24 protein-coding genes and 1 tRNA gene are annotated in these 21358 nt (G+C 72.2%); 9 read left to right on the top strand and 16 right to left on the bottom strand.

The annotated features are described in order from the left end of the window. From ACFY0D_RS21205 to ACFY0D_RS21195, 3 genes are all read left to right on the top strand, one after another. The gene (locus tag ACFY0D_RS21205) at window positions 1-1269 is read left to right on the top strand and encodes a glycosyltransferase (RefSeq protein WP_390799673.1); all 1269 of its coding nucleotides are present in this window, start codon (window positions 1-3) and stop codon (window positions 1267-1269) included. Then, window positions 1266-3461, top strand: coding sequence for an ArnT family glycosyltransferase (locus ACFY0D_RS21200; RefSeq protein WP_390799672.1), 2196 nt, complete (start codon window positions 1266-1268; stop codon window positions 3459-3461). Before ACFY0D_RS21205 ends, ACFY0D_RS21200 begins: the two co-directional genes overlap by 4 nt. A gap of 274 nt (window positions 3462-3735) precedes the next feature. Further along, entirely contained in the window at window positions 3736-4413 is a 678-nt protein-coding gene (locus tag ACFY0D_RS21195) for a TetR/AcrR family transcriptional regulator (RefSeq protein ID WP_390799671.1), read from the top strand. 8 nt (window positions 4414-4421) lie between these two features. Here the strand turns inward: ACFY0D_RS21195 and ACFY0D_RS21190 are convergent, their stop codons facing one another. After that, on the bottom strand, window positions 4422-5984 hold the full coding sequence (locus tag ACFY0D_RS21190) for an MDR family MFS transporter (protein WP_390799765.1): 1563 nt from the start codon (window positions 5982-5984) through the stop codon (window positions 4422-4424). 97 nt (window positions 5985-6081) lie between these two features. Beyond that, complete coding sequence (locus ACFY0D_RS21185) at window positions 6082-6498, bottom strand: MarR family winged helix-turn-helix transcriptional regulator (RefSeq protein WP_390799764.1); 417 nt, start codon at window positions 6496-6498, stop codon at window positions 6082-6084. Window positions 6499-6718: 220 nt separating this feature from the next. On the opposite strand from ACFY0D_RS21185, the gene ACFY0D_RS21180 reads away from it, so the two are divergent. Then, window positions 6719-6958 (top strand): hypothetical protein, encoded by a 240-nt coding sequence (locus ACFY0D_RS21180; protein ID WP_351150839.1) that lies wholly within the window; start codon window positions 6719-6721, stop codon window positions 6956-6958. A gap of 54 nt (window positions 6959-7012) precedes the next feature. On the opposite strand, the gene ACFY0D_RS21175 is transcribed toward ACFY0D_RS21180, so the two are convergent. The 10 genes from ACFY0D_RS21175 to ACFY0D_RS21130 form a co-directional block, all read right to left on the bottom strand. Next, window positions 7013-7819 (bottom strand): hypothetical protein, encoded by an 807-nt coding sequence (locus ACFY0D_RS21175; protein WP_390799670.1) that lies wholly within the window; start codon window positions 7817-7819, stop codon window positions 7013-7015. 50 nt (window positions 7820-7869) lie between these two features. Continuing rightward, window positions 7870-8721 carry an RNA polymerase sigma factor SigF gene (locus ACFY0D_RS21170; protein ID WP_202200826.1) on the bottom strand — a complete coding sequence of 284 codons (852 nt, stop codon included), beginning with the start codon at window positions 8719-8721 and terminating at the stop codon, window positions 7870-7872. A 230-nt stretch (window positions 8722-8951) separates the two neighbouring features. Next, window positions 8952-9830 carry an RNA polymerase sigma factor SigF gene (locus ACFY0D_RS21165; protein ID WP_390799669.1) on the bottom strand — a complete coding sequence of 293 codons (879 nt, stop codon included), beginning with the start codon at window positions 9828-9830 and terminating at the stop codon, window positions 8952-8954. Window positions 9831-10059: 229 nt separating this feature from the next. After that, the gene (locus tag ACFY0D_RS21160) at window positions 10060-10221 is read right to left on the bottom strand and encodes a hypothetical protein (RefSeq protein ID WP_167745563.1); all 162 of its coding nucleotides are present in this window, start codon (window positions 10219-10221) and stop codon (window positions 10060-10062) included. Window positions 10222-10696: 475 nt separating this feature from the next. Next, window positions 10697-11020 (bottom strand): hypothetical protein, encoded by a 324-nt coding sequence (locus ACFY0D_RS21155; protein ID WP_390799668.1) that lies wholly within the window; start codon window positions 11018-11020, stop codon window positions 10697-10699. A gap of 76 nt (window positions 11021-11096) precedes the next feature. Then, window positions 11097-11181: transfer RNA gene (locus ACFY0D_RS21150), tRNA-Ser, on the bottom strand. A 121-nt stretch (window positions 11182-11302) separates the two neighbouring features. Beyond that, window positions 11303-11731, bottom strand: a complete 429-nt coding sequence (tadA, locus tag ACFY0D_RS21145) for a tRNA adenosine(34) deaminase TadA (protein WP_390799763.1) — start codon at window positions 11729-11731, stop codon at window positions 11303-11305. A gap of 50 nt (window positions 11732-11781) precedes the next feature. Continuing rightward, window positions 11782-12330: a hypothetical protein gene (locus tag ACFY0D_RS21140; RefSeq protein ID WP_390799667.1), complete on the bottom strand. Its 549-nt coding sequence runs from the start codon at window positions 12328-12330 to the stop codon at window positions 11782-11784. A 275-nt stretch (window positions 12331-12605) separates the two neighbouring features. Further along, complete coding sequence (locus ACFY0D_RS21135) at window positions 12606-12785, bottom strand: hypothetical protein (protein WP_030768873.1); 180 nt, start codon at window positions 12783-12785, stop codon at window positions 12606-12608. An 81-nt stretch (window positions 12786-12866) separates the two neighbouring features. Then, window positions 12867-13820: a universal stress protein gene (locus tag ACFY0D_RS21130; protein WP_390799666.1), complete on the bottom strand. Its 954-nt coding sequence runs from the start codon at window positions 13818-13820 to the stop codon at window positions 12867-12869. Between the two features lie 164 nt (window positions 13821-13984). Between ACFY0D_RS21130 and upp the strand changes: the two genes are divergently transcribed. Then, the gene (upp, locus tag ACFY0D_RS21125; RefSeq protein ID WP_030010426.1) at window positions 13985-14620 is read left to right on the top strand and encodes a uracil phosphoribosyltransferase; all 636 of its coding nucleotides are present in this window, start codon (window positions 13985-13987) and stop codon (window positions 14618-14620) included. A 136-nt stretch (window positions 14621-14756) separates the two neighbouring features. Here the strand turns inward: upp and ACFY0D_RS21120 are convergent, their stop codons facing one another. After that, on the bottom strand, window positions 14757-15428 hold the full coding sequence (locus ACFY0D_RS21120; protein ID WP_390799665.1) for a LytR C-terminal domain-containing protein: 672 nt from the start codon (window positions 15426-15428) through the stop codon (window positions 14757-14759). A gap of 93 nt (window positions 15429-15521) precedes the next feature. Then, on the bottom strand, window positions 15522-15818 hold the full coding sequence (locus ACFY0D_RS21115; protein WP_030010424.1) for a type II toxin-antitoxin system VapB family antitoxin: 297 nt from the start codon (window positions 15816-15818) through the stop codon (window positions 15522-15524). Window positions 15819-15906: 88 nt separating this feature from the next. On the opposite strand from ACFY0D_RS21115, the gene ACFY0D_RS21110 reads away from it, so the two are divergent. Continuing rightward, entirely contained in the window at window positions 15907-17526 is a 1620-nt protein-coding gene (locus ACFY0D_RS21110; RefSeq protein WP_390799664.1) for a helicase HerA-like domain-containing protein, read from the top strand. Window positions 17527-17546: 20 nt separating this feature from the next. Then, complete coding sequence (gene opcA / locus ACFY0D_RS21105) at window positions 17547-18479, top strand: glucose-6-phosphate dehydrogenase assembly protein OpcA (protein ID WP_390799663.1); 933 nt, start codon at window positions 17547-17549, stop codon at window positions 18477-18479. Here opcA and ACFY0D_RS21100 read toward each other — a convergent pair. Beyond that, complete coding sequence (locus ACFY0D_RS21100; RefSeq protein ID WP_390799662.1) at window positions 18428-18901, bottom strand: cupin domain-containing protein; 474 nt, start codon at window positions 18899-18901, stop codon at window positions 18428-18430. The genes opcA and ACFY0D_RS21100 overlap by 52 nt on opposite strands. Before the next feature lie 208 nt (window positions 18902-19109). Continuing rightward, window positions 19110-19712, bottom strand: coding sequence for an HhH-GPD-type base excision DNA repair protein (locus ACFY0D_RS21095; protein ID WP_390799661.1), 603 nt, complete (start codon window positions 19710-19712; stop codon window positions 19110-19112). Window positions 19713-19825: 113 nt separating this feature from the next. Between ACFY0D_RS21095 and ACFY0D_RS21090 the strand changes: the two genes are divergently transcribed. Both ACFY0D_RS21090 and ACFY0D_RS21085 read left to right on the top strand, forming a co-directional pair. Continuing rightward, complete coding sequence (locus ACFY0D_RS21090) at window positions 19826-20638, top strand: VOC family protein (protein WP_390799660.1); 813 nt, start codon at window positions 19826-19828, stop codon at window positions 20636-20638. A gap of 326 nt (window positions 20639-20964) precedes the next feature. Further along, window positions 20965-21312 (top strand): DoxX family protein, encoded by a 348-nt coding sequence (locus ACFY0D_RS21085; RefSeq protein ID WP_390799659.1) that lies wholly within the window; start codon window positions 20965-20967, stop codon window positions 21310-21312. The last annotated feature ends 46 nt before the right edge of the window (window positions 21313-21358 follow it).

The following is a 21358-nucleotide window of genomic DNA, read 5'->3' as shown; positions in this document are numbered from 1 at the left end:
ATGCGAACCGACACCTCTCCCGGGGCCCTTCCGGCACGGGCGCCCCTCGCGCCCGTGCCCGGCGAGCCCGTCCTCGACGTGGTGATCCCTGTCTTCAACGAGGAGAAGGACCTCGGCCCGTGCGTCCGCAGGCTGCACGAGCACCTCAGCCGGACCTTCCCCTATCCCTTCCGGATCACGGTCGCCGACAACGCGAGCACCGACCGCACCCCCGAGGTCGCGCGGGGGCTCGCCGTCGCGCTGGACGGCGTACGCAGCACCCGCCTGGAGGAGAAGGGCCGGGGCAGGGCCCTGCGCCAGGTGTGGTCCGGTTCCGACGCCCCCGTCCTCGCCTACATGGACGTGGACCTCTCCACCGACCTCAACGCCCTGCTGCCGCTGGTCGCACCGCTGATCTCCGGCCACTCCGACCTCGCCATCGGTACCCGCCTGGCCCGGTCCTCACGGGTGGTGCGGGGCGCGAAGCGGGAGTTCATCTCGCGGGCCTACAACCTCCTCCTGCGGTCCTCCCTCGCCGCCCGGTTCAGCGACGCGCAGTGCGGATTCAAGGCGATCAGGCGTGAGGTCGCCGAGCGGCTGCTGCCGCTGGTGGAGGACACCGGCTGGTTCTTCGACACCGAACTGCTCGTGCTCGCCGAACGGGCCGGGCTGCGGATCCACGAGGTGCCGGTGGACTGGGTCGACGATCCCGACTCCACCGTCCACATCGTCCGGACCGCCACCGAGGACCTCAAGGGCGTCTGGCGCGTGGGCCGGGCCCTGGCGGTCGGCGCGCTCCCGCTGGACCGGCTCGCCCGCCCCTTCGGCGACGATCCGCGCGACCGCGCCGCACTGCCCGGGGTGGAGGGCGGACTCGCCCGCCAGCTGCTCGGCTTCTGCGCCGTCGGAGCGCTGTCCACCGTGCTCTACCTGCTCCTGTACTCCGCCTTCCGCGCCGGGACCGGTCCGCAGTTCGCCAACGGCGCCGCGCTGCTGCTCTCCGCGCTCGCCAACACCGCCGCCAACCGCCGGCTCACCTTCGGGGTGCGCGGCCGGGACCGGGCCGTGCGCCACCAGGCCCAGGGCCTCGTGGTGTTCGGCATCGGGCTGGCCCTCACCAGCGGCTCACTCGCCGCGCTCGGGGCGGCCACCGCCGATCCCGCGCACAGCACCGAACTGGCCGTGCTGATCACCGCCAACCTCGCCGCCACCGTGCTGCGCTTCCTGCTCTTCCGCGCCTGGGTCTTCCCCGAGCGGCGCGACACTCCCGTGAAGGACGACATTCGATGACCACGGCAGCACCCTCGCTCTTCCCGGTCCCCGAGGCCCGTGCCGGTACCGGCCGCCGCGCGGCGGCCGACCGCCCCCGCTGGGAACTCCCCGCCCTGGCCGGGCTGCTGATCGCCACCGCCGCCCTGCTCCTGTGGGACCTCGGCTCCTCCGGCTACGCCAACTCCTTCTACTCCGCCGCCGTGCAGGCGGGCAGTGAGAGCTGGAAGGCCTTCTTCTTCGGCTCCTCCGACGCCGGCAACTCCATCACCGTCGACAAGCCCCCGGCGGCCCTGTGGCCGATGATGCTGTCCGTCCGGCTCTTCGGGCTCGGCGCCTGGCAGATCCTCGTACCGCAGGCCCTGATGGGCGTCGCGACCACCGGTGTGCTGTACGCCGCCGTGCGCCGCCAGTTCGGTCCCGCGGCCGGGCTGCTGAGCGGCGCCGCCTTCGCGCTGACGCCCGTCGCCGCGCTGATGTTCCGCTTCAACAACCCCGACGCGCTGCTGACCCTGCTGCTGACCGTCACCGTGTACTGCGTGCTGCGCGCCCTCGACGGGGCCCGCACCCAGTGGCTGGTCTGGGCCGGGGTGGCGGTCGGTTTCGCCTTCCTCACCAAGACCCTGCAGGCCTTCGTCATCCTGCCGCCGCTGGCCCTCCTGTACGCCGTCTGCGCGCCCACCCGGCTGCGCAAGCGGCTCGGCCAGTTGCTGCTGGCGGGGCTCGCGATGGTGGTGGCCGGCGGCTGGTGGGTCGCCGTCGTCGAGCTGTGGCCGGCCTCCTCCCGCCCGTACATCGGCGGCTCGCAGAACAACTCCTTCCTGGAGCTGACCCTCGGCTACAACGGCCTCGGCCGGATCAACGGCAACGAGACCGGCAGCGTGGGCGGCGGCGGCCGGGGCGGCGCCGGTGGCGGCGGTGGCGGTGGCTGGGGAGAGACCGGCATCGACCGGCTCTTCTCGGGCAACATCGGCGGGCAGATCGCCTGGCTGCTGCCGGCGGCCCTGGTACTGCTGGTGGCCGGTCTCGTGATCACCTGGCGGGCCCGCCGGGCCACCGACTCGCTGGAGGGCATGGCCCGGGCGGCGTTCCTGGCCTGGGGCGGTTCGATGCTGATCACCGTGGCCGTCTTCAGCTACATGCAGGGCATCTTCCACGAGTACTACACCGTGGCACTGGCGCCGTTCGTGGCCGCGCTGATCGGCATGGGCGTCGCCGTGCTGTGGGAGGAGCGGGGCGGCAAGGCCGCCGCGCTCACCCTGTCCGGCACGCTGGCCCTGACGGCGGTGTGGTCGTACGTGCTGCTCGGCCGCGCCACCGGCTATCTGCCGTGGCTGCGCTGGGCGGTCCTGGTGGGCGGGCTGCTCGTCGCGGTCGCGCTGCCGTTCGCCGCGCGGGCCGGGCGCCGGGCGCTGCAGGCCACGGCGGCGCTGGGCGTGGCGGCGGCGCTGGCCGGGCCGTTCTCGTACTGCCTGACCACGGTGAGCACGGCGCACACCGGCTCCATCGTGACCGCCGGACCGGCGGTGGCGGGCGGCCGGGGCGGCCCGGGCGGGATGATGGGCGGCCCGGGCGGCTTCGGCGGACCCGGCGAGATGCTCCAGGGCGGACAGGGCCGCCAGGGCGGGATGCCGAACGGCGGCCGAGCGGGCGCCGGGCAGCAGGGAGGTATGCCTCCGCAGGGCGCGATGCCGCAGGGCGGGATGGCCCAGGGCGGTACGTCGCAGGGCCAGGGCCAGGGCGGTGCGGGCGCAGGGCGCGGTGGCGAGCGGTTCGGCGGCGGCCAGGGCGGTCCCGGCGGCCTGCTGAACGGCGCCCGGGTGAGCGCGGAGGCCAAGAAGGCCCTCACCACCGACGCCGACGAGTACACCTGGGCGGCGGCCGCGATCGGCGCCCAGAACGCGGCGAGCTACCAGCTGGCCTCCGAGGCGCCCGTCATGCCGATCGGCGGCTTCAACGGCAGCGACCCCTCGCCGACCCTGGAGCAGTTCCAGAAGTACGTGAGGGACGGGAAGATCCACTGGTTCATCGGCCAGAGCACCACCACCGGCGGTGCCGAGGGCGGCATGCCCGGGGGCGGCGGCCAGGGCGGCGGTCGGGGCGGCCCGGGCGGGGGCACCAGCACGGACATCGAGACCTGGGTCAAGGCCACCTTCAAGGCGTCCACGGTCGGCGGAGCCACCTTCTACGACCTGACGGCTCCGACGGCCTGATCCGGCCTCACGGCACCGGACCCCGCCCGCCGGTCAGGGCGGGGTCGCGGGGTCCGGTGCCGGGCCTCGCCGCGTTGTCCTCGGCCGGCGACGCTCCGCGTCGCCTCCCTCGTCCGCCGTGCGATCCTTCCCCCCGGTCCTGGCGGGCCTGGGGAGACCCCATGGCACCGGCCACCGCCTCCTGATCCGCCCTGATCGGCGGGACACCCCCTAGCATCAAGAGGGCAGACCGGTCATTCCGGGCTGATCCACCTGTCGTGAGGAGGGTGCCTGCATGGTGACCGCGGCCGATCCCGGCGAGACCCGCACCAGTGTGTGGCTGGCCGCCAGGCCTGCCGCACCCGCCAGACGCCGCAGCGAGGCACCTTCCGGGCTGGACCGGGAGCGGATCACCGCCGCCACCGTGCGGCTGCTCGACGCCGACGGGCTGGCCCGGTTCTCGATGCGGCGGCTGGCCGCCGGGCTCGGGGTGACCGCGATGTCCCTGTACTGGTACGTGGACACCAAGCAGGATCTGCTCGAACTCGCCCTCGACAGCGCCCTGGGCGAACTGGAACTGCCGCCCGAGACGGCGCCGAGTGCGGCGGAGACTGCGGTGGAGAGCGCGGCGGAGAGCGGTGAGCCGGGCTGGCCGGGGCGGCTGCGGGCGCTGGCCCGCGGCTACCGTCGGGTGCTGGCGGACCACCCGTGGGTCGCCCCGCTCACCGCCGCGTTCCCCAACGTCGGCCCGCACGCGCGGGCCTTCGACGCCGCCCTCCAGCGGCTGCTGGACGCCACCGGCCTGGTGGACGCCGCCCGCACCGGCGCCCACCTGGCCGTCTCGCAGTTCCTGCACGGATGCGGCGGGACGGTCCGGCGGGCGCCGGAGGGCGACTTCTGCCTCGCGCTCGACATCCTGATCGCGGGTATCGAGGCCAAGGCTCCGCCGGGCCGTGCCCGGCACGATCCGTAAGGGGCGGACTAGGCCTTGACGGCGGTCTCGGCGGGGGCCGGCTCGTTCGACGCCGCCGGGGCGTGGGCCGCCGGCTTCGACTTCAGGGCGACCTCCTTGATGAACACCACCAGGACCAGTCCGAGCAGCGCGAACGGGGCGGCGTAGAGGAAGACGTCGCCGACGCCGTGCCCGTACGCGGACTCGATGACCTCGCGGATCGGCGCGGGCAGCTTGTCGAGGTCGGGGATCCCGCCCCCGGCAGTGCCGCCGTGGCCGAGGGCCGCGGCCTTCGGGCCGAGGGCGGCGAGGCCGTCCTGGACGTAGTGCGTCACCCGGTGGGCCATGACCGCGCCCAGCGCGGAGACGCCCATGGCGCCGCCGAGGGAGCGGAAGAAGGTGACGACCGAGCTGGCCGCGCCCAGGTCCTCGGGGGCCACCTGGTTCTGGGTGGCGAGGACCAGGTTCTGCATCATCATGCCGAGACCGAGGCCGGTCAGCGCCATGTAGATCGCGATGTGCCAGTAGGGGGTGTCGTGGCGCAGGGTGCCCAGCAGACCCAGGCCGGCCGTGAGCAGGACGCCGCCGGAGACGAGCCAGGCCTTCCACCTACCGGTCTTGGTGATCACCTGACCGGAAACCGTGGAGGAGACGAAGAGGCCGGCGATCATCGGAATCGTGAGGATTCCGGACATCGTCGGGGACTCACCGCGGGCCAACTGGAAGAACTGGCTGAAAAACACGGTCCCCGAGAACATCGCGATGCCCACGAACAGGGAGGCCGCCGAGGCGAGGCTGATGGTCTTGTTGCGGAACAGCCGCAGCGGGATGATCGGGTCGCTCGCGCGGGACTCGACGAGGACGAAGAGCAGGCCGAGCAGCAGCGCGCCGCCCGTCATCGCCCAGGTCTGCCAGGAGATCCACTCGTAGGAGTCGCCGGCCTGCGTGACCCAGATCAGCAGCAGCGAGACGGCGCCGCTGATCAGGAAGGCGCCCAGCCAGTCGACCCTGACGTCGCGGCGTACGACCGGGAGGTGCAGGGTGCGCTGGAGCACGATCAGCGCGATGACCGCGAACGGCACGCCGACGTAGAAGCACCAGCGCCAGCCCAGCCACTCGGTGTCGGTGATGACACCGCCCAGCAGCGGGCCGCCGACGGTGGCGACGGCGAAGACCGCGCCCAGGTAGCCGCTGTACCGGCCGCGCTCGCGCGGGGAGATCATCGCGGCCATCACGATCTGCGCCAGGGCGGAGAGGCCCCCGACGCCGATGCCCTGGACCACGCGGCAGGCGATCAGCGTGCCGGTGTTCTGGGACAGGCCCGCGACCACGGATCCGAGGACGTAGATCACGAGGGATATCTGGACCAGCAGCTTCTTGCTGAAGAGGTCGGACAGCTTGCCCCACAGCGGGGTGGCGGCCGTCATCGACAGCAGCGCGGCCGTGACCACCCAGGTGTACGAGGACTGGGTGCCGCCGAGGTCGCTGATGATCTGGGGGAGGGCGTTGGAGACGATCGTGGACGACAGGATCGCCACGAACATGCCGAGCATCAGCCCGGACAGCGCCTTCATGATCTGCGGGTGGGTCATGGTCACGGAGGTGGCCGCGGGGGTGGCCGCGGGGGTGGCCGCGGACGCGGGCGGGTGGTCGGTCGTCGTCTCCGACTGGGCCATGTCTTTCCTTTGTCTAGAAGCTCGATCGGAGTCGGGCCAGCAGGGTGTTGAGTACGTCGATGTCCTGGGGGGACCAGTCGTGGAGGGCTCTCTCCAGCGAGGCCGTGCAGCGGGCGCCGAGCTCGGCGAGGAGCGCCCGCCCGGCCGGGGTGAGCCGCAGGATCCGGCACCGCCCGTCGCCGGGGTCGGTCTCGCGCTCGATCCAGCCGCGGTCGGCGATGTGCGTGACGTGCCGGCTGGTCACGGAGATGTCGACCCCCATGAACTCGGTCAGCCGGCTCAGCCGCATCTCCCCGTGCCGGTCGAGCAGGGTGAGGACGGCGGCGGCACCGGGCGGGCAGTCCGGGGGCAGGCAGCGGGCGAGCTCGCGCTTGACCGCGCCGATCCCGGTGAGCTGGCGGGCCAGCTCCGCATACGGAGCGGTCGGCACGGGCGGGTCGGTCGGAGCAGGCGGAGCGGCCGGCGGGGCCGGAACGGTCGGAGCAGGCGGTGTGGTCGGTGCGCTCTGCACGGTCGGAGCGGTCTGCACGGTCACCGGGTCCCCCATCTTGTTGCTTGAGGCAACCATAGAAGCGCATGGTTGCTACAGGCAAATGAATCTGGGGGGTGGGGCGGTAAAGGAATCGGAAAACCGGCTAGGGTCCTGCTCCATGGCTGACAACCACAACTCACAGGTCCCCGAGGGCGGCTACGACCCCGCGGGCAGCACGCAGATGTTCAAGGCCTTCGTCGAGGAGGCCGCACCGGCCCGTCAGGCGGGCCCTGGAGCCCGTCAGCAGCGCCGCGCGGAGCAGCGGTCCGGGTCGTCCTCGAACCCGGCCCTGAAGGTGGGGCTGGTCCTCGCCCTCGTGCTCGTCATCGGCGTGGCCGCCTGGGTGGCCCTGACCTGACGGCCCCCGGGCGACGCCCCGAGGACGTCTCGCCCCGCCTCACCGCACCTCGGCTCAGCTCCAGGTGGCGGTGACCTTCTGCGTGTCCACGTGCATGCCCAGCGGCACCCGCCAGGACTCCACGCACACCGTGTAGGTCTGCGTCTTCGAGGCCCCGCCCGCCAGCGGCGCCGGCAGGGCCTGGCTCGTGGTGATCGTGGCCCAGTCGATGCCGAGGGCGCCGATGATGTGCGTCGCGAAACTGACCGTGCCCGAACGGGCCGCGGTGGTTCCGGTGTTGGTGAAGGTCACGGTGACCTGCTCGCACCAGCGGTCGGCCGCGGCCGCCCTGACCGGAGCGGACAGCGTCAGCCGGGCCGGTGTGGACGCGGGCGGGGCCGGCGGTGTCGTCCCGGGCCTGCCGGGCGGGCTCGTCGGGGTGCCGGGCGAGGTCGGTGAGGCCGGCGAGGTCGGGGCGGTGGGCGCCGTCGGCGCGCCGGGTGCGCCGGGGCGCGGTGGGGTCCTGCCCGGGTCCGAGGGGGTGCCGGGGGTGTCTGCGGAGCCGCCGAGGCCGGTGGTCGTGGCTCCGCCCGGGGCGGAGCCGCCCGGGCTCCCGGATCCCGCGGCACCGGTCGACGTAGTGGAGGTCGTGGCCGACCGGGCGGATCCGCCCGCCGCGTCCGGGCCTCCGAGCTGCTGGAACTCCACCCGACCCTGCGGAGCCACGTTCTCCCCCGCGCCCCGTTCGGGGCCCGGGGCCGCGGCGCCCACGGCGAGATAGCCGTCCCGCGCCGGGCCGCCGCAGCCGGTGAGGCCGGCGGCGGCCGTGCAGCACAGGGCGAGCAGGGTGGTGGCGGCGGCCGCTCGCGATCCCTTTCGCATCGCGCCAGTTTTCCTGACGGATCGTCAATTGGGAAGCGCGAGGCGCCGGATCACTCCCCGATGAGGCCTACGCGCAGTTGCGCGAGGGTGCGGGTCAGCAGCCGGGAGACGTGCATCTGGGAGATGCCGACCTCCTCGCCGATCTGCGACTGCGTCATGTTCGCGAAGAACCGCAGCATGATGATCTGCCGTTCCCGGGGCGGGAGTTTGGCGAGCAGCGGCTTCAGGGACTCGCGGTACTCGACGCCCTCCAGCGCGGTGTCCTCGTACCCGAGGCGGTCCGCGAGGGAGCCCTCGCCGCCCTCGTCCTCGGGGGAGGGCGAGTCGAGCGAGGAGGCGGTGTAGGCGTTGCCGACGGCGAGGCCGTCGACGACGTCCTCCTCCGAGACCCCGAGCACGGCGGCGAGCTCCGGCACGGTCGGCGAGCGGTCCAGCTTCTGGGCGAGCTCGTCGCTGGCCTTGGTCAGCGCCAGGCGCAGTTCCTGGAGCCGGCGCGGGACGCGGACGGACCAGGAGGTGTCCCGAAAGAATCGTTTGATCTCGCCCACGACGGTCGGCATCGCGAACGTCGGGAACTCGACGCCGCGTTCGCAGTCGAAGCGGTCGATCGCCTTGATCAGGCCGATGGTGCCGACCTGGACGATGTCTTCCATCGGCTCGTTGCGGCTGCGGAATCGGGCGGCTGCGTAGCGCACGAGAGGCAGGTTCAGCTCGATCAGGGTGTCGCGTACGTACGCCCGTTCGGGGCTGTCCGCATCCAGGGCGGCGAGCCGCAGGAAGAGGGAGCGGGAGAGGGTCCGGGTGTCGATGGCTTCCGAGCGGTCGGACGCTGCAGGTGCTGTGGGCGCAGGCGCGCTCTTGACGAGCGTGAGCACCTTGGAGCTGCCCTGGTCTACGGACATGCCACCCCCTTGAGGTCGCGGACGGTCGCGTACTGCGCGCCCGTCGGAGGAACGCAGCCTCCACCTGAATACCGGAGGCGGGGCTGCGGCAAACGCGGTTCACGCAGAATGTCACATGTCGGCAACGCGCTGTAGCGCCATGTCGACATATATCTCCAGCGACAGAGAGGCTCGGAGGGCGATCAGTCCGATCTGTCGGGAAACAGGTGAATGATCTCCACTCGTTCCGGTTACGCCTCGATCCTGTTTGCGGATCTCAGTCGGGCGAAACTCCGGGCGAGGAGTCGGGAGACGTGCATCTGGGAGACACCGAGCTCCACGCTGATCTGTGACTGCGTCAGATTGTTGTAGTACCGCAGGAGCAGGATCCGTTGCTCGCGTTCGGGCAACTGTACGAGGAGATGGCGGACGAGGTCGCGGTGCTCGACCCCGGCCAGCTCCGGGTCCTCGTAGCCGAGGCGGTCCAGCAGCCCGGGCATGCCGTCGCCCTCCTGGGCGGCCTCCAGGGAGGTCGCGTGGTAGCTGCGCCCGGCCTCGATGCAGGACAGCACCTCGTCCTCGGTGATGCGCAGCCGCTCGGCGATCTCGGCGGTGGTCGGGGTGCGGCCGTGGAGGGTCGTGAGGTCCTCGGTGGCGGCGTTGACCTGGACCCAGAGCTCGTGGAGGCGGCGCGGCACGTGGACGGTGCGGACGTTGTCGCGGAAGTACCGCTTGATCTCGCCCACGACGGTCGGCATCGCGAAGGTCGGGAACTGCACGCCCCGGTCCGGGTCGAACCGGTCGATGGCGTTGATCAGGCCGATGGTGCCGACCTGGACCACGTCCTCCATCGGCTCGTTGCGGCTGCGGAAGCGTGCGGCCGCGTACCGGACGAGCGGGAGGTTGGCCTCGATGAGGGCCCCGCGCACCCGGCTGTGCTCGCTGGTGCCCGGCTCCAGGCCCTTCAGCTGGCCGAAGAGGACCTGGGTGAGTGCCCGGGTGTCCGCGCCCCTGCTCGGGGGTCTCGGCGCGACCGGGGGCTCCTCGGGCGGCTCCTGGCGGGGCTCCTGGCGGTGTTCCCGCTGGGGCTCCGGCTGGGGCGGCACCTGGGGGTCCTGCTGGGGTGGCACTTGAGGCGCAGTACTGGCCGGCACGGTCACGCCACCCCTTCAGTCAACTCATCCATCAAAAGCGGTCATAGCATCACAAGAGATGTGCACTGTGTGCAAGCACCGTATAGCGCCGTGTTGAGGGCAAGTTGGGCATATCAGGGCAATATGCCCAGCGGTAGGTATACAAAAAGCCCCCCACCCGTCGGAGTGGGGGGCCGGAAGTCCGGTAACCGCTTCAGCGTACGGGTCAGCGCACCAGTTCGGTCATGAACTCGCCGATGCCGGAGGCGGCATCCGATATCCCCTGGAAGCCTATTTCCACGATCTCGGCCGCTCTCTTCGGCTGGGTGATGATCACGAAGAGGGCGAACACGGTGAGGGCACCCGTGATGAGCTTCTTGGTGTCCACGTGCGGGCGGCCTCCCCAACCGGTCCGAGCAAGTCGGGTGAGTCTAACCGGTCAAGATTGGACACTCACCTGTCCTTTAAGGACCAATGGCCCGGTACTCCGGGTCCTTTGCCGTGGAGCGTGCGCTTGCGGTGGGCGCAGGATGGGTGTGCGCCCACCGGTTCTGGCAGGAAACCGGTGGGTGAGGGGCAGGGCCTCACTGCGGGGTCCGGGCCGCGCGCTTCCCCCTGATCGCGGCCCGGACCGGCAGGTCCGTCCTCATCGGGGGAAGTGGTTTGTCCCCCCGATGCCGCTTCCCCCGTTCCGCGCGAAGAAGGTCCCGACTCCGGTCGGGGCCTTCTTCGCGTCGTCCCCTACGCCCCCGTACGCCCGCGCGGGCGTACGGGGGCGTACCGGGGCTCGGGCGTACAGGGGCGCGCTCAGGGCGTACAGGGGGCGTACGAGGGGCGCGCGGAGGCGGTTGCGGCCCGGGTGGCTACTCCAGGCCGCCGGCCAGGTCCGTGAGGGGCTGTACGGGGGCGATGACGGGGGCCAGGTGGTCGGGCAGCTCCATCAGCGCGTTGAGCTGGTTCGCGCCGGCGCTGAGCTGCGACCCGATCTCCTGGACGGACGTGGGCTGGGCCCCGGCCGGCATCCCCGGGGCGGCCGCCGGCAGGTCCGGGAGGGTGAGCGGGGAGACCGGGGCGGCCGAGGCGGCGGGTGCGGCGAGGCCCGCGGCGGCCCCCGCGAGGGCGAGGGCGGCGAGCATGCGCTGGGTCTTGGTCATGCCGTGACAACGGCCGAAGGGGCGGGCGGTCACGCGGGTGTCCTCCGGAGAGGCGACCCGGAACACGCCGAGAGCCCCGACCCTTGCGGGGCGGGGCTCTCGATCGAAGCGGTAGTGGAGGGATTTGAACCCCCGATGGGTTGCCCCATACTCGCTTTCGAGGCGAGCTCCTTCGGCCACTCGGACACACTACCGAGATGGATCCTAGCCTAAGGAACCCCATCCGCTGAAATCGATAGGGCCGGGGGCGCCGCGGTGGCCGTACGCAGGCCTTTTCCGGGCCCTGGGCGCCGCTGCCGGGGCCCGCACGCCGGTTCAGAGGCCGCGGAAGAAGTCCGTCAGCTGCCGTGCGCACTCGTCGGCCAGGACACCGCGGACCACCTCGGGACGGTGGTTGAGCCTGCGGTCCCGTACGAGGTCCCACAGCGACCCGGCGGCGCCGGCCTTCTCGTCGTCCGCGCCGTAGACCACCCGGGCGACGCGCGACTGGACGAGCGCGCCCGCGCACATGACGCACGGCTCCAGGGTCACCACGAGGGTGCACCCCGGAAGGCGCCATTCCCCGAGCGCGGCGGCCGCCCGGCGCAGTGCCACGACCTCGGCGTGCGCGGTGGGGTCGCCGGTCGCCTCGCGCTCGTTGTACCCGGTGGCGAGGATCCGCCCGTCCGGGCCCAGCACGACGGCGCCGACCGGCACATCGCCGGCCGGCACCGCCCGGGCGGCCTCCTGGAGCGCCAGGCGCATGGAGTCCCGCCACGGGTCCCGTACGGGATCGTCGGTGTTCGCAGGGACCACTAGCGGACGGCCTCCAGGACCTCGGTGGCGCCGAGGGAATCGGCGATCTCCGAGAGTGCGTCCCCGTCCAGGGTCATCAGTTGTTTGTTGGTCACCCCGAGATCGTCCAGCAGCCCGGGGTCACCGAGCGGACCGGCCGGTACCGGTTCCGCACCGGTCCCGCCCGCCTCGTCCTCGTCGGCGTCCTCGTCCGTGAACGCGGCGACGGCATCCTCCTCGCCGTCCTCGGTGCCGTCCAGGTCCAGGTCGTCGAGTTCGTCGTCCTCCTCGTCGCTGCCCAGCAGCTCTTTGGTCAGCATCGAGCCGTAGGAGCTGCGGGCGGCCGCGGAGGCGTTCGATACGAAGTACCGCGGGTCCTCCTCGCCGTCCACGCGGACGACGCCGAACCAGGCGTCCTCCTGCTCGATGAGGGCGACCACCGTGTCGTCGTCGACAGCGGCGGACCGGGCGAGATCGATCAGATCACTGAGGGACTCGACGTCGTCGAGTTCCATGTCGCTCGCTTCCCACCCGTCTTCGGTGCGCGCGAGCAGTGCGGCGAAATACACCGTGACTCTCCCACTGGTCTTAGGCGTGCCGGTTGGAGGTCCCCCCGGCCGGAGGTTGGGGCACCGCGGCCGTGCTGCTCGCCGTCCGTACCCCGCCCAATCGGCATCGTGGCAGAAACAGCGGCTTTGCGAGAGGTCTTCCGCGCTTGCGTCGTGCCGCGCCGTACACCGGCAGGGGCTGTACGGGGTTGCGGCGCGGGGGCGGCGGGGTCGTGAGGAGGGGTGTGGGGCGGGTGGTGCGGCCCGGACGTGTCGCGGCGCGGCGCGCCCCCGGATCACCAGCGGAAGGTGCGCATGCGCATCTGCTGGCGCATACGGGCCGCTCGGGCGCGGCGGGGCTGGACGCGATCGCGCAGCTCGCGCGCCTCCATCAGGTCGCGCAGGAACTGCGCGCGGCGTGCTCGGCGCTGCGCCGCGGTCTCCGGCACCTCGTCCTTCGGCTGCCTGTCGGGCATCGGCCACCACCTGGCTGGTCGGTCGTCCCCCCTGCACCCACCTTCCCCCGGACGGCGCGTTTGATGCCACCCCACCGCAGGTCAGACGTCATCCTTGAGGGTCGGGACCACCGCCACCGGGCCATGCGCGTGGTGGAGCACCGCATGGGCCACGGAGCCGATCGCCAGCGACATGGCGGTGCGCCGCGGGTGGTGGCGGCCCACCACGACCAGCGCCGCCGCCCGGGAGGCGATGACCAGCCGGCCCGCCGGGTCCCCGGGTACCGCGGCCTGCTCGACCGGGACGTCCGGAAACCGCTCGCGCAGCGGTGCCAGCCGCTCCGTCTGGGACCGCAGCATCTCCCGCTCGGCGGGTACGCCGTCCCCCTCGTCGGCCAGCCCTTCCGGCGGGATCACCGCGAACGGGCTGTCGATCACCAGGGTCGGCGAGGGCGGGATGGCGTACGCGGAGACCACCTGGACGGTGGTCCCCCGCACGGCGGCCTCGGTGAACGCGAAGGCCAGTACGTCGTCGGGCGTCTCGGCGGCGTGCAGTCCGACCACCACCCGCCCGGCCGACTGCTCGGCGTCGGCGTCGATGTCGGCGCCGGCGCCGCGCTCCGCGTGCGGGACCACGACCACCGGGCAGGCGGCCGTGCTGGCCACGGCCCGGCTGCTGGAGCCGAGCAGCAGGCTGGCGAAGCCGCCGCGGCCGCGGGAGCCCATCACCAGCATCCGGGCCCGCGAGCCGATCACCCGCAGCGCCTCGGGGACGGAGCCCTCCAGGGCCTCGTACGTGACCCCCTCGGGCAGCCCGGAGCCGCCGGCGCCGAGCAGGGACTCGACCCAGTCGCGTACGGGGTCGGCGAATTCCGCGGGCTCGGAGGCGTCGTGCAGCGAGGCGCGGCGCCCGGCGTACAACTGGGCGTGGTCGGGCAGCACATGGGCGACCAGCAGCCCGCTGTCGTGCCGGACGGCTTCCTTCCGCGCCCACTCCAGGGCCCTGAGGCTGTGTTCCGAACCGTCGACGGCCGCGATCACCGGTGTGTTGCTCATCCGTCCAGCCTGCTGGGCGTCCGCGCGGGTCGCATCCGCAAGGAAGCGGCGGGCGGGAGCGCGGCTTCGGACGCGAAGGAGCCGCGTCAGCGCGTAGCCTTTTGGGTGCAGGTCGCGTCGTGCGACCGTTTTTGCAGGTCGCAGGCTGAGTTTTGGAGGATGTTGTGCGTTTGCAGGTCGTCGATCACCCCTTGGTGGCGCACAAACTCACCACCCTGCGCGACAAGCGCACCGACTCCGCCACCTTCCGGCGGCTCGCCGACGAGCTGGTGACCCTGCTCGCCTACGAGGCCACCCGGGACGTGCGCACGGAGCAGGCCGACATCGAGACCCCGGTCGCCCCGACCACCGGCGTGAAGCTCTCGCACCCGCGCCCGCTGGTCGTCCCGATCCTGCGCGCCGGCCTCGGCATGCTCGACGGCATGGTGCGGCTGCTGCCGACCGCCGAGGTGGGCTTCCTGGGCATGGTCCGCAACGAGGAGACCCTGGAGGCCTCCACGTACGCGACGCGCATGCCGGAGGACCTCTCGGGCCGCCAGGTCTACGTCGTCGACCCGATGCTCGCCACCGGCGGCACGCTGGTCGCGGCGATCCAGGAGCTGATCAAGCGCGGCGCCGACGATGTCACGGCCGTGGTGCTGCTGGCCGCGCCCGAGGGCGTCGAGATCATGGAGCGCGAGCTGGCGGGCACGCCGGTGACGGTGGTGACGGCCGCGGTGGACGAGCGGCTCAACGAGCACGGCTACATCGTGCCGGGCCTGGGTGACGCCGGCGACCGGATGTACGGCTCGGCGGAGTAGAGCCGCTCCGAGCCGCTCTGCGCAGGGGAGCCGCGCGGCGGTCCGGCACGCCGGATGCGTGCGGAGCGCCGGACGCGTGCGGCGCGTCGGACGCGTCCCGCGCGGGACACGTCCGGCGCGGTTCGCGTCCTGCGCGTCAGCAGTTCTTGGGCGCGGGCACGGGGTTGGCCAGCAGGGCCAGCGCCTTGTCCGCGTCCTCCTTCGTACTCAGCTCCGTGAAGGCGTCGCCCAGGATCAGGTCGACGTCCGCGGTCTCGCGGGTGTCGGTCTGCTGGGTGACCCCGGCGAGCTGCGTGCCGAGTACGGCGAAGACGGCCTTGTCGGTCGTGGGGGCGCCCAGCAGTATCCCCGTGCCGGGGACCTTCTTGTCGAAGTCGGCCGGGGCGTTGCCCACCTTGCCGATGACGAAGCCGCGTTTGGCCAGTTCGTCGCCGACGGCCTTGGCCAGGCCCGCACGCGGGGTCGCGTTGTAGACGTTGACCGCGATCTCCCCGGGCGGGGGGAGGACGACCGCCGGTTTGCTGGCGGCCGGGGCGGCGGAGGCGGCGCCGGGGCCGCCCTTGGCAGCGGTACCGGGAGGCGTCGTCGGGCAGTCCTTGGCACCCGCAGCCGTGTTCCGCTTGGGGCTGTCGCCCCGGAACACGTCGATGAGCTGCAGGGCCCCGTAGCCGACCAGGGCCAGCGCAAGGATCGAGCCGAGCACGGCGAGGACGATCCGGGTACGGCTCCGCTTACGACTCATACGGGGGTAGGCGGCTCCCGTGACGCGGTACTTTCCGCCCATGCCGGGGGGAGTGAGCATGCTCATGGGCGCAGCGTAGTGCGGCCCGGTGTCGATGCCTACTAAATGATCTGCTGATAGGTCAATGGCGACCCGAAAGGCGCAATCCAGGCGAAGCCGTCAGTCCATCTCAAGGACGCGCGCGTGCAGCACCTGGCGCTGCTGGAGGGCGGCGCGCACGGCGCGGTGCAGCCCGTCCTCCAGGTAGAGGTCGCCCCGCCACTTCACGACGTGCGCGAACAGGTCGCCGTAGAAGGTGGAGTCCTCGGCGAGCAGCGTTTCGAGGTCCAGCTGGCCCTTGGTCGTCACGAGCTGGTCGAGCCGGACCGGGCGCGGCGCGACGTCCGCCCACTGCCGGGTGGTTTCCCTGCCGTGGTCGGGGTAGGGCCGTCCGCTTCCGATGCGCTTGAAGATCACACGGAAAGCCTACCGGGCCGGTGCGTGCGGGCGCAGCCTCGTGACGGTGGTGCAAAAGTGGCGAACAGCGCTATTTGGGGAGTGAAGCATGAGCGAGAGCACCGACCCCGCCCTTCCGGAGGACCGGCCGGGCCCGGCCGGACCGGCCGGGGAGATCGCCGCCGGGTACGCGTTCACCGGCCCCGCGCTCGACCTCGGGGCCCTCCTCTGGGACGGCGCATGCCTGCCCGACCGTCAGATCCGCATCCCCCTGGCGATGCTGGGCCGCCACGGACTGGTCGCCGGAGCCACCGGAACCGGCAAGACCAAGACGCTCCAGCTCATCGCCGAACAGCTGTCGGCGGGCGGCGTCCCCGTCTTCCTCACGGACATCAAGGGCGACATCTCGGGGATCTCGGCGCCCGGGACGCCGGGCGACAGGATCGCCGAACGGGCCCGGGACGTGGCCCAGCCGTGGGAGCCCACCGGATACCCCTGCGCGTTCTACTCGCTGGGCGGGATCGGCCCCGGGATCCCGCTCCGGTCCACGGTCACCAGCTTCGGGCCGGTGCTGATGTCCAAGGTGCTCCAGCTCAACCAGACGCAGGAGCAGTCCCTCGGCCTGATCTTCCACTACGCCGACTCCAAGGGCCTGGAGCTGATCGACCTCAAGGACCTGCGCGCGGTCGTCGCCTTCCTCGTCTCCGACCAGGGCAGAATCGAACTCAAGGGGATCGGCGGACTGTCCACGGTGACGGCCGGGGTGATCCTGCGGGCGCTGACCGCCTTCGAGCAGCAGGGTGCCTCGGAGTTCTTCGGCGAGCCCGAGTTCGACACGGGCGAGTTCCTGCGGACGGCCGCCGACGGGCGCGGACTGGTCTCCGTCCTGGAACTCCCGGCCGTCCAGGACAAGCCGCAGCTCTTCTCCACCTTCCTGATGTGGCTGCTCGCCGACCTCTACAACGATCTGCCGGAGGTCGGCGACCTGGAGAAGCCCAAGCTCGTCTTCTTCTTCGACGAGGCGCACCTGCTCTTCAACGGGGCCTCGAAGGCCTTCCTCGCGTCCATCACCCAGACGGTCCGGCTCATCCGCTCCAAGGGCGTCGGCATCTTCTTCGTCACCCAGACCCCCAAGGACGTGCCGGCGGACGTCCTCGCCCAGCTCGGCAACCGGGTGCAGCACGCGCTGCGCGCCTTCACCCCCGACGACGCCAAGGCGCTGAAGGCGACCGTGAAGACCTTTCCCAACTCCGCGTACGACCTGGAGGAGCTGCTCACCCGGCTGGGCACCGGCGAGGCGGTCGTCACCGTGCTCAGCGAGAAGGGCGCCCCCACCCCGGTCGCGGCGACCCGGCTGCGTGCCCCGCAGTCGCTGATGGGACCGATCGCGGCGGCCGACCTGGAGCAGGCCGTGAAGTCCTCGCTGCTCTGGTCGCGCTACGCGGAGCCGGTCGACCGCGAGTCGGCGTACGAGAAGATCAGCGCCGAACAGGCCGCCGCGGAGGCGCGTGCGGAGGCCGCCGCGGCCGCCGCCGAGGCCGAGAAGGAGGCCAAGGAGGCGGAGAAGGAAGCGGTGCGGGCCGCGCGCAGCGCCCCGAAGCCGGATCGCTCGCTGGCCGAGCAGGTGGTGGGGAGCGGGCTGTTCAGCTCGCTGGCCCGGTCGATCGGGACACAGCTGGGCCGGGAGATCTCGCGCTCGATCTTCGGGACGGCGCGCAGGCGCCGGTGACGCGGTGACAGACTCGGTGCATGCGGACCGAACTCACCGACACCACGTCCAGCAAGGTCAACCGGGCCCTGCTCGAAGCCCGCCGGGCGATAGGCAGCCCGACCATGGGGCTGGTGCTGACCCTTGTCCTCGCCACCGACGAGGAGAACGCCTACGACGCCGTACGCGCGGCCTCCGAGGCCTCGCGCGAACACCCCTGCCGCATCATCGCGGTGATCAGGCGGAGCTCGCGCGGCCCGCACAAGCTCCGCGCGAACCGCGTCGACGCCGAACTGCGGGTCGGCTCCGACGCCGGGACCGGCGAGATCGTGCTGCTGCGCCTGCACGGTGAGCTGACCGAGCAGGCCGGCTCGGTCGTCCTGCCGCTGCTCCTGCCGGACGCGCCCGTGGTGGCCTGGTGGCCGGCCGACGCCCCCACCGACCTGGCGGGGGATCCGCTGGGCGCGCTCGCCCAGCGCCGGATCACGGACGCGGCCGCCGCCTTCGATCCGGTCGGCGTGCTCGACGAGCGGGCCGCCGGCTACCAGCCCGGCGACACCGACCTGGCCTGGACCCGACTGACGCCGTGGCGCTCGCTGCTGGCCGCGGCCCTGGACCAGAAGCCGCTGCCGGTGACCGGCGCCGCGGTGGAGAGCGAGCCCGACAACGCGAGCGCGGAGCTGCTGGCGCGCTGGCTGGAGGACCGGCTGGGGGTGCCGGTGGCCCGGGTGGCGAGCGAGGGCCCGGTGATCACCGGGGTGAGCCTGCAGACCACGGGCGGAGAGATCCGGGTGGACCGGCCCGCGGGCGTGCTGGCCACCTTGAGCCTGCCGGGGAGCCCCGACCGCAAGGTGGCCCTGAAGATCCGCAGCGGCGCCGAACTGATCGCGGAGGAACTGCGCCGCCTCGACGCGGACGTGGTCTACGGCTCCGCGCTGCGGCGGCGGCCGCTCCAGACGGGGCTCTCGGCGTAGTGGTTGTCGTAGGTCGCCGAGCTGTCCTTGATGTCCTGCACGGTGGCCTCGCCCGCGTTGACCCGGCCCAGGAGCCGGTAGTAGTCGAAGCGGCCCATGCCGGGGGTGAAGCCGACGAAGACGGCGGCGGTGTGGCCGGCGGCGGGGGCGAAGGCGTGCTTGACGCCCGGCGGGATCGCGATGAAGTCGCCGGCGCCCAGGGTGTGGATCTCGTCGTCGACGAGGATGTCGAGCCGGCCGTCGGTGACGTGGAAGAACTCGGTGGCCTTGGTGTGGAAGTGCACCGGGGCGCCCGCCGCACCCTCGTCGAAGGTGGCGGTGTTGCAGGTGAGCTCGGCGGTGTCGGTGAGCAGGGTGATGAGGCTGCCGGGAGCGTCGTAGATGGCCTCGGCGGTGGCGGCGCGGGTCGCGATCTCTGTCATGTCCACCAATCTATGATCTTGAGCGACCGGAATCAGGGGTCAATCGACAGCCTCTGTGCCCGGTCAATTCCGTCCGCTCCCGGAATGGCCAGGGGCTGACCAGGGCCTGACCAGAGCCTGACCAGGGCCTGACCAGAGCCTGACCAGGGCCTGACCAGGGCCTGACCAGAGCCTGACCAGGGCCTGACCAGGGCCCTGGCGACCGGGATCAGGAGCCGCCCGCGGCCTTGGCGGCCTTCGCGGCGGCCTTCATCTCCTGCTTGTGCGCCCGCACCTTGGCCAGGGACTCCGGCCCCGTGATGTCGGCCGCCGAACGGTAGACGTTCGCCGGGCCGTACCCGCCCGCCGCCTCCCGCCAGCCCGTCGGACGCACGCCGAACCGCTTGCCCAGCAGCGCGAGGAAGATCTGGGCCTTCTGCTCCCCGAAGCCCGGCAGCGCCCTGAGGCGCTTCAGCAGCTCCTGCCCGGTCGCGGCGTCGGCCCAGACCGCTTCCGCGTTCCCGTCGTAGTGCTCGACGAGGTACGCGCACAGTTGCTGGATCCGCGTGGCCATCGACCCCGGATACCGGTGGACGGCGGGCTTCTCGGAGAGCAGGGCCGCGAAGGCCTCCGGGTCGTACGCGGCGATGGTGTGCGCGTCGAGATCGTCGGAGCCCAGCCGCCGGGCGATCGTCCAGGGCCCCGAGAACGCCCACTCCATCGGCACCTGCTGGTCCAGCAGCATTCCGACGAGTGCGGCGAGCGGGCTCCGGCCGAGCAGCGCGTCGGCCTCCGGCTGCTGTGCCAGCCGGATGGTGATGTCCTTGTCCATGGTTCCAGCGTCCCGCCTGGGCGCGCTCCCCGCGCGGCCGCCGCACCGCGCGCCTAGCGTGAGTACGACCGTCTACCGACGACGACAGGTACGAGACGAGGAGTCGATCGATCATGTCTGAGTTCTCCGAAGGCGCTCCGTGCTGGGTGGACGCGATGTTCGCCGACGTGGAGGGGGCCAAGAGCTTCTACGCGGACGTGCTGGGCTGGACCTTCGGCGAGGCCAGCAGCGAGTACGGCAACTACACGCAGGCCTACTCCGACGGCAAGGCCGTCGCGGCCGTGGTCCCGCCGATGCCGGGGGCCGACGCCCCCTCGCAGTGGTGTCTGTACTTCGCCTCGCCCGACGCGGCGGCCACCGCAGAGAAGGTGACGGCGAACGGCGGCGAGGTGCTGATGGGCCCGATGCAGGTGGGCGCCTTCGGCACGATGCTGATCGCGAAGGAGCCGAGCGGTGCGGTCTTCGGCGTCTGGCAGCCGGGCGAGCACAAGGGATTCGAGAAGATGGGCGAGCCGGGCTCGTACGCGTGGGCGGAGGTCTTCACCCGGGACCCGGCCAAGGCGGACGGGTTCCTGCCGAAGGTCTTCCCGTACGGCGCCCAGCAGATGGACGCGGGCGACGATCCCGAGATGGCCGGCATGGACTTCAAGGTCTTCAGCGTCGGCGGCGCCGGGAACCCGGTGCTGGGCCGGATGAAGATGGACGACGACTTCCCGCCGGAGGTTCCGCCGTACATCCAGGTCTACTTCGGGGTGCCGGACTGCGACGAGGCGGTGTCGAAGACCCAGAAGCACGGCGGGAAGCTGCACTTCGGCCCGATGGACAGCCCGTTCGGCCGGTTCGCGGCGGTCACCGACCCGCAGGGCGCCGCTTTCGCAGTGATCGACATGTCGACAACAGTGGGTGAGATGCCGAGCTTCGGCTGAGCGGTGCCCCCCGCCGTGCCGCCGGGCCCGGCGGCACGGCGGACTGCCCCGGCACACGGTTCCCTCTGCGAGGGCGTCCGAGCCTTCCGGGCCCGCGCGGCCGGTCGGCGACGCGAGCACCACCTGCAACCCCCTGCCGAAGTCCTGGGCGCGGATCGGGATCCGGCCCGGCCCTGGACGTCCACCTCCCCGGCAGCCCCTGAGCGTGGGCGGAAGTTTTTCGCGCGGCCTGTCACATCGGTGCGGCGGGGCGGGTCAGTGGAGTGAAGCAGGCGGGAGACAGACCGGAGCGAGTCCGCACCGGCGCCCGCCCGAGGGGAGCCCGGATGTCCACCACCGCTGTTGTTTTCGCCCTGGTCGGCGCGTTCATGGTCGGATTCTCGGCGGCCTCGATGTTCTTCAAGGCGAAGTGGGTCGTGGAGCCGCTGGCCGAGTACGGGGTTCCGCGCTCGTGGTGGACCTCGCTCGCCACCGCGAAGGCGGCCGGCGCGGTGGGCCTGGCGGTGGGTGTCTTCGTCCCGGCGATCGGCATCGCGGCGGCGATCGGGGTCGCCCTGTACTTCGCGGGGGCCGTGATCACGGTGCTCCGGGCGAAGTCCTACGCCCACGTGGCCTTCCCGGTCATCTACGCGGCCCCGGCGGTCGTGGCCCTGGCCCTCGGCTTCAACGGCTGAGCGGAGCGGAGCGGGGAGGGGATGGGGAGGGGAGTGGAGGCCGGCC

The organism is Streptomyces sp. NPDC001502, from assembly GCF_042894785.1.
Classification (GTDB): Bacteria; Actinomycetota; Actinomycetes; order Streptomycetales; family Streptomycetaceae; genus Streptomyces; species Streptomyces kutzneri.
This window is presented reverse-complemented; position numbering and strand designations above follow the sequence as displayed.

Coding starts and splice junctions, on each gene's coding strand:
- ACFY0D_RS21200 (WP_390799672.1), top strand. CDS start 1,266: ATGACCACGGCAGCACCCTCGCTCTTCCCGGTCCCCGAGGCCCGTGCC.
- opcA (WP_390799663.1), top strand. CDS start 17,547: ATGCGGACCGAACTCACCGACACCACGTCCAGCAAGGTCAACCGGGCC.
- ACFY0D_RS21170 (WP_202200826.1), bottom strand. CDS start 8,721: ATGTCCGTAGACCAGGGCAGCTCCAAGGTGCTCACGCTCGTCAAGAGC.
- ACFY0D_RS21120 (WP_390799665.1), bottom strand. CDS start 15,428: ATGAGCATGCTCACTCCCCCCGGCATGGGCGGAAAGTACCGCGTCACG.
- ACFY0D_RS21095 (WP_390799661.1), bottom strand. CDS start 19,712: ATGGACAAGGACATCACCATCCGGCTGGCACAGCAGCCGGAGGCCGAC.
- ACFY0D_RS21195 (WP_390799671.1), top strand. CDS start 3,736: ATGGTGACCGCGGCCGATCCCGGCGAGACCCGCACCAGTGTGTGGCTG.
- ACFY0D_RS21090 (WP_390799660.1), top strand. CDS start 19,826: ATGTCTGAGTTCTCCGAAGGCGCTCCGTGCTGGGTGGACGCGATGTTC.
- ACFY0D_RS21175 (WP_390799670.1), bottom strand. CDS start 7,819: ATGCGAAAGGGATCGCGAGCGGCCGCCGCCACCACCCTGCTCGCCCTG.
- ACFY0D_RS21110 (WP_390799664.1), top strand. CDS start 15,907: ATGAGCGAGAGCACCGACCCCGCCCTTCCGGAGGACCGGCCGGGCCCG.
- ACFY0D_RS21100 (WP_390799662.1), bottom strand. CDS start 18,901: ATGACAGAGATCGCGACCCGCGCCGCCACCGCCGAGGCCATCTACGAC.
- ACFY0D_RS21180 (WP_351150839.1), top strand. CDS start 6,719: ATGGCTGACAACCACAACTCACAGGTCCCCGAGGGCGGCTACGACCCC.
- tadA (WP_390799763.1), bottom strand. CDS start 11,731: ATGCGCCTGGCGCTCCAGGAGGCCGCCCGGGCGGTGCCGGCCGGCGAT.
- ACFY0D_RS21190 (WP_390799765.1), bottom strand. CDS start 5,984: ATGACCCACCCGCAGATCATGAAGGCGCTGTCCGGGCTGATGCTCGGC.
- ACFY0D_RS21205 (WP_390799673.1), top strand. CDS start 1: ATGCGAACCGACACCTCTCCCGGGGCCCTTCCGGCACGGGCGCCCCTC.
- ACFY0D_RS21130 (WP_390799666.1), bottom strand. CDS start 13,820: ATGAGCAACACACCGGTGATCGCGGCCGTCGACGGTTCGGAACACAGC.
- ACFY0D_RS21085 (WP_390799659.1), top strand. CDS start 20,965: ATGTCCACCACCGCTGTTGTTTTCGCCCTGGTCGGCGCGTTCATGGTC.
- ACFY0D_RS21135 (WP_030768873.1), bottom strand. CDS start 12,785: ATGCCCGACAGGCAGCCGAAGGACGAGGTGCCGGAGACCGCGGCGCAG.